The organism is Bifidobacterium margollesii, from assembly GCF_002860355.1.
GTDB lineage: Bacteria > Actinomycetota > Actinomycetes > Actinomycetales > Bifidobacteriaceae > Galliscardovia > Galliscardovia margollesii.
The window spans coordinates 1-9300 of sequence record NZ_NMWU01000045.1 but is presented as its reverse complement, the minus strand read 5'-3'; the positions used below and the strand labels follow the sequence as shown (position 1 = coordinate 9300).

Here is a 9300-nt window from a genome sequence, read left to right as displayed (position 1 = left end):
GCCGGAGGCGCCCGACGACGCCCGGTACAGGCTCGCGGAGGCCGGAGCCGACCGGCCCGAAACGTACGACACCATGCGAGGACGCCCCCTATCTGCTTCCGGCCTCGCCGAACCGGGTGCTGAACAGGCGGTAGAGCATGCCGTCCGTGGGGATGCGCGAGTCGAACGGCACCCACGCGCGGCCCGCCTTCATCAACCCGCAGCCCGCGTTGACGCCGGTGAAGAACTGCCGCTGCTCGTCGGACAGGTGCAGCAGGTTCTGCAGCGAGTCCGCGTCGGACGCGGTCTGGTTGAGCAGCACCAGGTACTCGCTGTTGGACAGCATGAGCCGCGCGTCGTCGTTCATGAGCAGCTCCTCGATGTTCTGCGTGATGCCGGTCAGCGCGAGCCCGTACTTGCGGGCCCGCTTGAACATGTCCAGGAACGTCTTGGCGGCGTACCGGTTGGAGAAGAACCGGTGGAACTCGTCGGCGTACACCCAGGTGCGGATGCCCTCGCGACGGTTGGCGAGCACCCGGTTCCACACCGCGTCGAGCACGACCATCATGCCGAACGTGCGCAGCTCGCCGTCCAGCCGGGACACGTCGAAGTTGACGAACCGGGCGGCCGACAGGTCCACGTTCGTGCGCTCCGCGAACCCGGAGAGCGAACCGTTGGTGTACATCTCGATCTGCGCGGCGAGACGCTCGCCCAGCTCCGCGCCCGACCGGTCGAGCAGGTCGTGCAGGTCCCTGAGCGTGGGCTGGCCGAGCCCGGGGTCGGCGCGCCGCTCCCGGTACAGCTGCAGCACGTACCGGTCGAACAGGCCCTTGGCCTCCGGCGCCAGACCGTCGGTGCCGCCGATCAGCGCGCCGAGCATGTCGAGCACGCGCACCGCCTTGGAGCGGATCGGATCGCCCCCGTCGTCGTCCTCGTAGGAGATGTCCATCGGGTTGATGCGCTGCGAGCTCTCCGGTCCGATCTCGATCTCCACGCCGCCCAGCGCGCGCACCAGCGGCGTGTACTCGTGCTCCGGGTCGATGGTGATGACCACGTCCCGGCCCGTCAGCACGCGCTGCGTGATCTCCAGCTTCGCGAACTGGCTCTTGCCCGAACCCGTGGTGCCCAGATGGAAGCCGTTCTGGTTCATCAGCGTGGTGCGGTCCACGGCCAGCGCGTTGCCGGAGCGCGCGTTGACGCCGAACCACACGCCGCCCGGCTGTCGGATCTCCTGCGTGGTGAACGGGATCAGGATCGCCGCGCTCGACGTGGTCAGCGTGCGCCGCATCGGCAGCGGGTCGACGCCCAGGGGCAGCTCCGCGGCCAGACCCTCCAGCTGCATGTACGCGACCGGCTCGCACACGCACGACTCCTGGCGGGTCACGGCCAGCACGTCGCGCACGGTCTGCTCCAGCGTCGCCTCGTCCGGCGCGCTCACGCCGATCACCACGACCGAGTCGATGAGATGCTGGTTGGAGTGCTGCAGGTCGTCGCGCAGGCGGCTGGCCTGCTCCTTGGCGTCCGCGAGGTCCGCGGGGATCTCGTCGGCCGGCAGGTTCTGCTTCATGTTGCGCCGGCGTTCGCCGATGATCTGCATGTCGATCTCGACGAGTTTGCGCTTGACCGCCTCGATGCCCTCGCCGCGCGCGTGCGGCGTGAAGTGGATGCTCACGGTGATCGGGGCGCGCAGATCGGCGAGCTTGCCGATGAGCCGGTCGCTCATCTCGGGCGGGTAGTCGCGGATCCACAGCGTGCGGTGCCACGTGTCGCCGCGCGGGTTGGACAGGATCAGGGTGCGCGGGTCGTGCACGTCGATCGCCGAGGGCGTCGTGTAGTCCTTCGTGGACGGCCTGCCGGGCAGACGGTTGAACGTCTCCTCGTCGAACGCGAACGGCTCGTCGGGGCGCAGCAGGTCCGAGACCATGGACAGGCGCGCGGCGCGCGTCATGCGTTCGACCCGGCACCCGTCGATCGCGTTGATCTGGCTGGACACGCTCAGGGCGAGCCGGTTGAGCAGGATCATCGCCTGCTCGGGATCACGCTCCCTGACCGAGATGGTCAGCACCTTGCGGGTGACCGTGTTGCTCGACGAGCGGGAGAGCGTGGCCTCGACCGTGCGGTCGAACTCGTCGCGCAGCGGGTCGAGCCGGTCGCCCATGCGGCCCATGCGCAGGGAGCGGGCGACCTCGTCGATGCCGACGGTGCGGTTGACGACGGTGATCTGCACGTCGGTGTCCGCGTCGAACATGTTGAGGACCTTCGCCCACTTGTCGAGGATCTCGATCTGATGCTCCTCCGTGGCGATCAGGTAGTTCACGTCCGCGACCTCAAGGCTCAGGCTCCACCGCTCGCCGGCCAGCATGGCCGCGCCGGAGGGGAGCATCGAATCCCAGGGCATCAGCTCACGGGCCTCGCGGACGCGGCGCCGCGCCTCCCGGCCCGTCCCCGCTCCGCCTTCGGGGGTCTTCGCCCCGTCCTTCGCGGCGTGCCTCTTCGATTTGCCGAACAACAACACGTTGACTCCTTTCTACTTACCGTCCCGTTCGCGCATCGACGGGCGGGCCGGCGTCCTCCATGGCCGGGCCGCCTCCCCGGCGTACAGGAACCGGCGCTGGCCGAACCAGTACGCCCACGCGTACGGCAGCCACCGTTCGGGCATGAGGCCCGAGGGCCGCCACCAGCCGAACGCGGCGAACGGCAGGCACACGGCCAGCACGACCAGCGACGCGACGTCGTCCAGGTGCAGCCACAGGGCCAGCACGGCCCACGAGCCGCCGCCCAGGGCGGCCATGCCGGCCGCGGCGAACCACTGCCGCCAGGTGAGCCCGCCCATCACCTTGGGTTCGATGAGGTTGATCTCCCGGTACACGGGCATCTGCAAAGCCATGGGGCTTTCTCCTTTCGTCGTCATGCCCCGGCGTCAGGCGCCGAGGACCTTGCGGGCGGCCGCGTTCGACGTGACCACCACGGTGATCAGCAGGACCGAGGCGAGCAGCAGCCCGCCGTAGTTCGAGACGATCCACGAGCCCAGCGAGTCGCCCGCATGGTACGAGTTCGGGTCCACGCTCTGCACGGCCAGCACCCGGTAGAACACGAGGCTCAGATACAGGACCACGCTCTGGACGACCACGGCCGAGAACTGGCGGATGTAGTCGATGCCCCACTGCCGCGTGTGCTCCTCGCCCAGCAGGGCGAACGGGATCGGCGCCAGCGCGGTCAGCAGGTAGATCTGGATGAACCGCAGGTACACCACCACGGTCACCACGACGGTCGCGAGCCGGGACACGAGCCACGCGGGGAGCAGCACGACCAGCATGCCGGCCTGGTCGATCGTGCCGGCCCGGCCGATCTCGTCCTTCAGACGCGTGCCCAGGCCGAGCGCCCGGCCCGCCGAACCGGTGGGCACGGCGTGGCGGATGCGCCCCATCATCCAGTCGCCGATCGAGCTCAACGCGGACAGGATGTCCGCGGCGTGCTGGGCGAACACGATGATGATCGCGCTCTGCACCATGGCCATGGCGACCATGCGCAGCGCGGTGCGCTGGTCGCCGTCGGCCTTCAGCCCGATCTGCGCCATCCGCAGCATGATCACGACCGACAGGATCACCGACGCGACCGGACGGGCCGCGTCCGCGGCCACGGTCTGCGCGGCCGCGGCCAGCGTGTGGTTGAACGCCTCGGGGCTTTTGGCGATCATGCCGAGCATGTTGTCGTCCACGCCCTGGCCGACCGCGTCCAGCATGTCCACGCACATGTCGTTCAGGAGTCCCGCGCTGGTGATGACGTCGACGCTCATCGGCCCGCCTCAGCCTCGCAGCGAGCGGAAGATCGCGGCGCACGCGATGATCAGCGCGCCGCCGCCGATCTGCAGGATCCCGCCCGTGATGGCCGGGCTGTTGTGGTCCTTGAGGTTCGTGCCGATGGACACGCCGCCGAACACGATGAGCGCGCCGCCGCCGAGCACCAGGGCCTGGGACACGAGGTTGAGGACCGAGGTCAGGGTCGCGTTGTTCATGATGTCTCCTTTCCGCCCGGCACCCTGCCGGACGGAACCACCTTCGCGCGGATCGGCCGGAAGTTGTCCGCCCACCCGTACGCGGTCCCGTCAGGCGTGCCGGCCCCGCCTGCCGCCGGAGCGGCGCCGCACCGCCAGCCAGGCGACGGCCAGCAGCAGCGGCAGCATCGGAAGGACCACGGCCAGCAGGAGCCGCATGTCCGCGCCGCCCGTGAACGGCAGGGCCACGAACATGCTGAACGTGTTGGTGAACACGGGCGCGTCCGCCTTCCCGTCGTACGTGACCTCGGCCTGCAACTGGCCCAGCCCGTCGTCGGTGACCGTGACGGTGACCGCGTGGGTCTTCGCGTCGTAGTCGATGCGCCCGTCACCACCGTCGCGCTCACTGATCGTGTACTTGCTGACGCCGACCTTTGCGACCTCGATCGGCTTGAACGCGACCGTGCCGTCCGCCCGGTTGGCCGCCGTGTCGATCGTCCTGCCGGTGGAGTCCTTCAGGTCGAAGGCGAACTGGCCGTCCTTGAGGTCGTGCTTCGAGCCGCCCTTGTTGACGTAGTCCTTCACGGCCTTGAAGGTGACCTTGACGGGATCGGCCTGGTAGCGGTTGGTGAACGTCATGGTCTGCCCGGCCGGCGTGACGGTCGTGGCGGACAGATGGCCCGCCCCGTCGTCCCTCACGGTGACGGTCACATAGGCGGTCTTGTCCGAGTAGGTCACGCCGCCCGCCTTGCCCTGGGTCTCACGCACCTCGTACTCGCGGGCCACGCTCGCGTGATTGTCCATGCTCGCCTGGTCGTAGACGATGTCGGGGAACGTGATGGACCCGTCCCTGGCGGGGTGCGCCGCGACGACGGGCTTCGCGTCCTTGACGCCCTTGGGGTAGACGCCGAACTCGAAGCTCGTGATGTCGGTCTTCGACGCGGCCGCGCCCTCGAACACCTTCGTGGCCTTCAGGCCCACACGGGTGGCCGTGGCCGTGTACGTGTTGGCGAACGCGGCTTTGGCGGCGGGCGTCGTCCCGCGGGCGAGCGTGGCGGTGACGGTGCGGGTGAGCGCGTCCATGTCGTCCGCGACCCTGACCGTGGCGGTGTACGACGTGGTGTCGTAGGCGACGGACGGGGCCGTGCCCTTCGCCTCCCGCAGCGTGTACGTGTAGTCGCCGGGCCGGGTGAACGCGGTGGGGTCCACGTTCAATGTGTGGTCGCCGGGCGAGTCGATCGTCACGCCGGCGGGCAGGCCCTTGGCGGGCGCGGAGCCGGTCGGGGTGACGGCGATCCGGTAGGAGTCGGTGTCGAGCCACTGGTTGTCGGCCCGCCCGGCGATGGTCTTGGCGACCGTCAGCGTGGGCGCGGCCCTGGTGGGCAGGACGCCGGTCATGCCGTGGTCCTCATACGGGTCGACGTACCGGGCCGAGGTCATGGCCGCGGCCGTGGGGAACGCCTTGAGGGCGATGGTCGCGCGGGCCAGTCCCCGGCCGTCGTCCACGCCGGTGGAGTCGGAGTCGGTCGCCTCGGTGGCGGCCGTCGCGCCCCTGGCGGTGACCCGGAAGCCGGTCCAGCTGGTGCCGGCCCTGGGGGTGAACTCCACGATGTAGCCCGAGCCGGCGGGGATGCCGTCGAGCTCCCAGTGGCCGTTCGCGTCGGTGCCGGTGACGAGCGTGTCGCCGTCCAGTCCCTCGACGATCCGGCCCGAAGCGTCCTTGAGGGTCACGGTCACGCCCTTGAGGACGGGGTCTGTGTCGTCGCGCACGCCGTCGCCGTCGTAGTCCCACCAGGCGGTGCCGTTCACGCTCCGGTCGACGACCTGGGTGACCGCGTCCACCACGTTGTCGCCGTCGGTCCACCGGTTGACGTACAGGCTGCCGGCCATGTTGCCCTTGGGGCTGATCGGCACGGTCACGTCGATGCGGCCTCCCTTGGGCAGCGTGTCCAGGGTCATGGCCCAGGCGACCGGCCGGTCGAACCCCGCGGGGATGGCGACCGTGCCGGTGGCCGGGTCGAACGAGGCCCTATGCCAGGAGGTGACGGTGGTTCGGCTGATGGTCACCGGGTCCATCGTGCGGTACTTCGTATCCGTGGTGAACCAGAATGCGGCCGTCGTCAGGTTCGCGCCGCCGGACGCCTTGGCGGTGAGATTGCCGAGCGTGTATGAACCCTTGAACGAGCTGGTCGATCCGGCGCCCATCCACGGCATCACGTCCACCGCGTACGGGAGGGCCTTGTCGGTGGTGCCGAAGTTGCCGATCATGTTCGCAAAGCCGAGTCGGGTCTCCACGTCGGCGAGCAGGGGGAGCGCCCGCGTGGCGAGCATGGACGCGTGGGTGCGTGAGACGCGGACCGTGAAGGAGGCGCGCGTGGACATGCTCTCGCGCGGCTTGGCCCGGTTGCGCCGGCTCATGACCGTCGTGGTGAGCGTGTACCGCTGGTTGTTCCTCGCGTCCCGGTCGGGGTCGGACGGGTCGCCGATCGACGTGGACAGGCGCAGATGGTGGGTCGTCCCGTCGGCCTTCACGTTCGGAATGCTCCAGGTCAGGAGCGTGGATCCGTCCGGATTGCGGGTGACGGTCGGCTCCGCGGGGGCGCCGCCGTCGATGGCGCCCTGGGCGGGCGTATGCTCCGTGTACGTGCCGTCGAGGGTCGCGGACCCGGCCAGGTAGGTCAGGCCGGCGGGGATCGTGGCGGTCACGTCCAGGTCGGTGACGTAGGTTCCGCCGGTCGACGAGGCACGGGTGGACGCGGACACGGGCAGGTCCCAGTCGACAGAACGCTGCTCCTTGTCCAGATCGTAGATGGTCTTCGCATGCCCGTCGCCGCCCTGCTGCGCGGTGGTGGCGGCGATCACGGGCTGCTCGCCGACGACGAGCACGCTGTCGCCCTTGTTGGAGCCGCCCGTGCCGCCGCCGATCATGCCGTTCGGCCCGTAGGCGGCCTTGACGTAGTTGCGCCCGTCGTACGCCCAGGTGTGCTTGTCGCCGGCCTTGAGGCGGGCGAGCCAGTCCTGGCCGGAGGCCCAGGCGGCCCACTGTCCGTCCGTGGCGGTCTCCGGGTCGAGCCCGGAGGCGGCGGCCATGTCCTCGCGCGTGAAGTCGATGGACTCCATGGTGATCTGGCCGACGGCCCCGACCTTCGCGTCCTGCCGGATGCGGGCCGGGGTGCGGGTGAAGAAGTCGAGCCGCTGGCTGTTGTTGACGGCTTCGGCGGCGGACCGGTTGATCATGAGCACGCCGACGACCGTGCCGTGCGCCCGTGCGTCCTGCAGGGTGTCGTAGTAGTCGAGCCGGTCGATGGTGGTCGCGCGCTGCTCGTCGTCGCCCGTCCACGCCTTCCCGTCCTTCTTCACGGCCCATTTGCGGCTCACCCGGTCGGTCAGGGAGCTTCTGCCGGCGCCGGACAGGCTCCACCAGTAGCCCTTGAGGGTGGCCGTATCGTCGCCGGTCGGCTCGACCACGGTCGGGTCGAACTTGGTCAGGAACAGCTGGCCGACGGGCAGCTGGCGGATGGGCGCGGTGGTGGACCCGGCGCCGGTCAGGAGGATCGGCGCGCCGGGCTGCGCGGAGTCGGTCGAATCGCTGAACTGGTCGGTCCACCCCGAGCAGTCGAGGCCGGACTGGTCGCTCCAGCCCTTGGTGGGGCAGCCGTACCAGACGCGCTGGATGTACGAGCCGTCCAGACGGATCGACTCGGTGGCCTGGGTCCGGTCGTCCGACGTGACGGCCTGGTTCGACGCGTCGGTCGCGGCCGAAGCCAGCCGGTCGCCGGTCGCGGTCGAGCCGGTGAGGTTCCGGTCCGTGGCGGTGACGCGGATGGTCTGATCGTGTCCGTACGCCTGGGCGGCGGACTGTCCGGCCGTGTTCACGGTGGGGATCACGAGGTTCACGTACTGGCTGGCCAGAGGGCCGACCTGGCGGGTGCGGCAGTCGCCGGCCATGTATTCGGCCGCGCACTGTCCGACGGTCTGCGTGGTCCTGGTCGCCCAGGCGTCCGGGTCGGCGATCCACGAGCCGGCGGGGATGACGACGTGCAGGGTGGTGCGGTCCGTGGCCCGCGTCTGGCTGATCCGCCACACGTGGGCGTGGGCCTTGTCGGTTCTCATGACGCCGGGAGCGTCCCAGGTGTAGATGGTGCGGTCGGGCGCGGCGATGGCCATGTTCTTCAGGTCGTCCGCGTTGCCGCCGGGCTGCGCGTGGTTCCATAGGAGCGCCTGCCAGGCGGCGTCCGGCGCATGCCAGGCCTGGGAGCCTTCGTCGGCCATGAGGGTCGCCACGTCCACGTCCAGGCCGATCGGCCCGGCGGGGATCTCCAGGCCCTTCATGCCCTTGGCCTTGTCCGTCCAGCGCAGGTCCACGTTCAGGGTGGCGCCGTACATGAGGCCCTTGACCTTGCCGGCGTCGTGGTTCGGGTCGCCGGAGGCGCCCGCACCGAAGTCGAACGCGCCTTCGGTGCGGCGTTTGAGGTTCTCGATGCGCGCGTTGAGGCTGAGGCGCGCGGAGACGGTCACGTCGCCGGGCGTGTGGGAGGTGGTGCGGTGCTTCACGTCGTTGGGTGCGGCCCAGGCGGTGACCTTGGGGTGGAATCTCCAGCCGTGGGGCGCGGCCTTGACGTTCACGGCGAGGCTGATGGAGCTGGAGCCGGGGACGACGGTGGGCGACGAGCTGGTGGGCTCCAGGAGCCGGTAGACGGTGAGTACCTGCGTGGGCGCGCCGTTGATGGTCTCCGTGGTGGTCTTCGGCTCGAAGCCCTTCGTCCGGTCGGCCCAGCCCATCTGGTCGAGTGCGAAGGACACGCGGTCGGCCGGGTAGGGCAGTTCGAAGCGGAATCCCACGCGGGCCCGCTTGTAGTAGGTCATCGTGTCGTCCGGGGTGACCGTGTAGTCGTAGTTGTAGACCACGGTGTCGAAGCTGCGCACGATGGCGTTGCCCGCGCCGCTGTCGTCGCCCCGGTTGTCGTCCTTGTCGAAGGGCGCGGTGCCGGTGACCCGGCCGGTCATGGTGAGCTTGCTGATGGTGGCGGCGTCCGTGTCGAGCATGTCCTTGACGGTCACGTCGGGCGCGCCGTTCGAGGCCGCCCTGGGGATCGCCCTGCCGTGCGGCGTGGTGTCGGCCTTCGGGGCCGGTGATGGCGCGGCGTCGGTCTTCGGCGTCGACGGCGATGCGGTGGCCGACGGAGTCGTGTCGGCCGGCGGGGTTGCCGTGGTGGCGGGCGCGGCCTCGTCGTCGGCCAGCGCCGCGGGCGCGAGTCCGGTAGTCAGCGTCGCCGTGGCCGCGATCAGCGCGACCATGGCGGCCAGTCGTCTTCCGAGGTTGTTCA

5 protein-coding genes are annotated in these 9300 nt (G+C 70.0%); all 5 read right to left on the bottom strand.

The annotated features are described in order from the left end of the window. Window positions 1-88: 88 nt before the first annotated feature. Window positions 89-2494 carry a VirB4-like conjugal transfer ATPase, CD1110 family gene (locus Uis1B_RS10590; RefSeq protein WP_133124926.1) on the bottom strand — a complete coding sequence of 802 codons (2406 nt, stop codon included), beginning with the start codon at window positions 2492-2494 and terminating at the stop codon, window positions 89-91. 12 nt (window positions 2495-2506) lie between these two features. Next, window positions 2507-2866 (bottom strand): PrgI family protein, encoded by a 360-nt coding sequence (locus Uis1B_RS10585; RefSeq protein WP_101618150.1) that lies wholly within the window; start codon window positions 2864-2866, stop codon window positions 2507-2509. Between the two features lie 33 nt (window positions 2867-2899). Continuing rightward, complete coding sequence (locus Uis1B_RS10580; RefSeq protein ID WP_101618148.1) at window positions 2900-3775, bottom strand: VirB6/TrbL-like conjugal transfer protein, CD1112 family; 876 nt, start codon at window positions 3773-3775, stop codon at window positions 2900-2902. A 9-nt stretch (window positions 3776-3784) separates the two neighbouring features. Continuing rightward, window positions 3785-3994 carry a hypothetical protein gene (locus Uis1B_RS10575; protein WP_101618146.1) on the bottom strand — a complete coding sequence of 70 codons (210 nt, stop codon included), beginning with the start codon at window positions 3992-3994 and terminating at the stop codon, window positions 3785-3787. Between the two features lie 90 nt (window positions 3995-4084). Continuing rightward, window positions 4085-9271 (bottom strand): Spy0128 family protein, encoded by a 5187-nt coding sequence (locus Uis1B_RS10570; protein ID WP_207763423.1) that lies wholly within the window; start codon window positions 9269-9271, stop codon window positions 4085-4087. Between the last annotated feature and the right edge of the window lie 29 nt (window positions 9272-9300).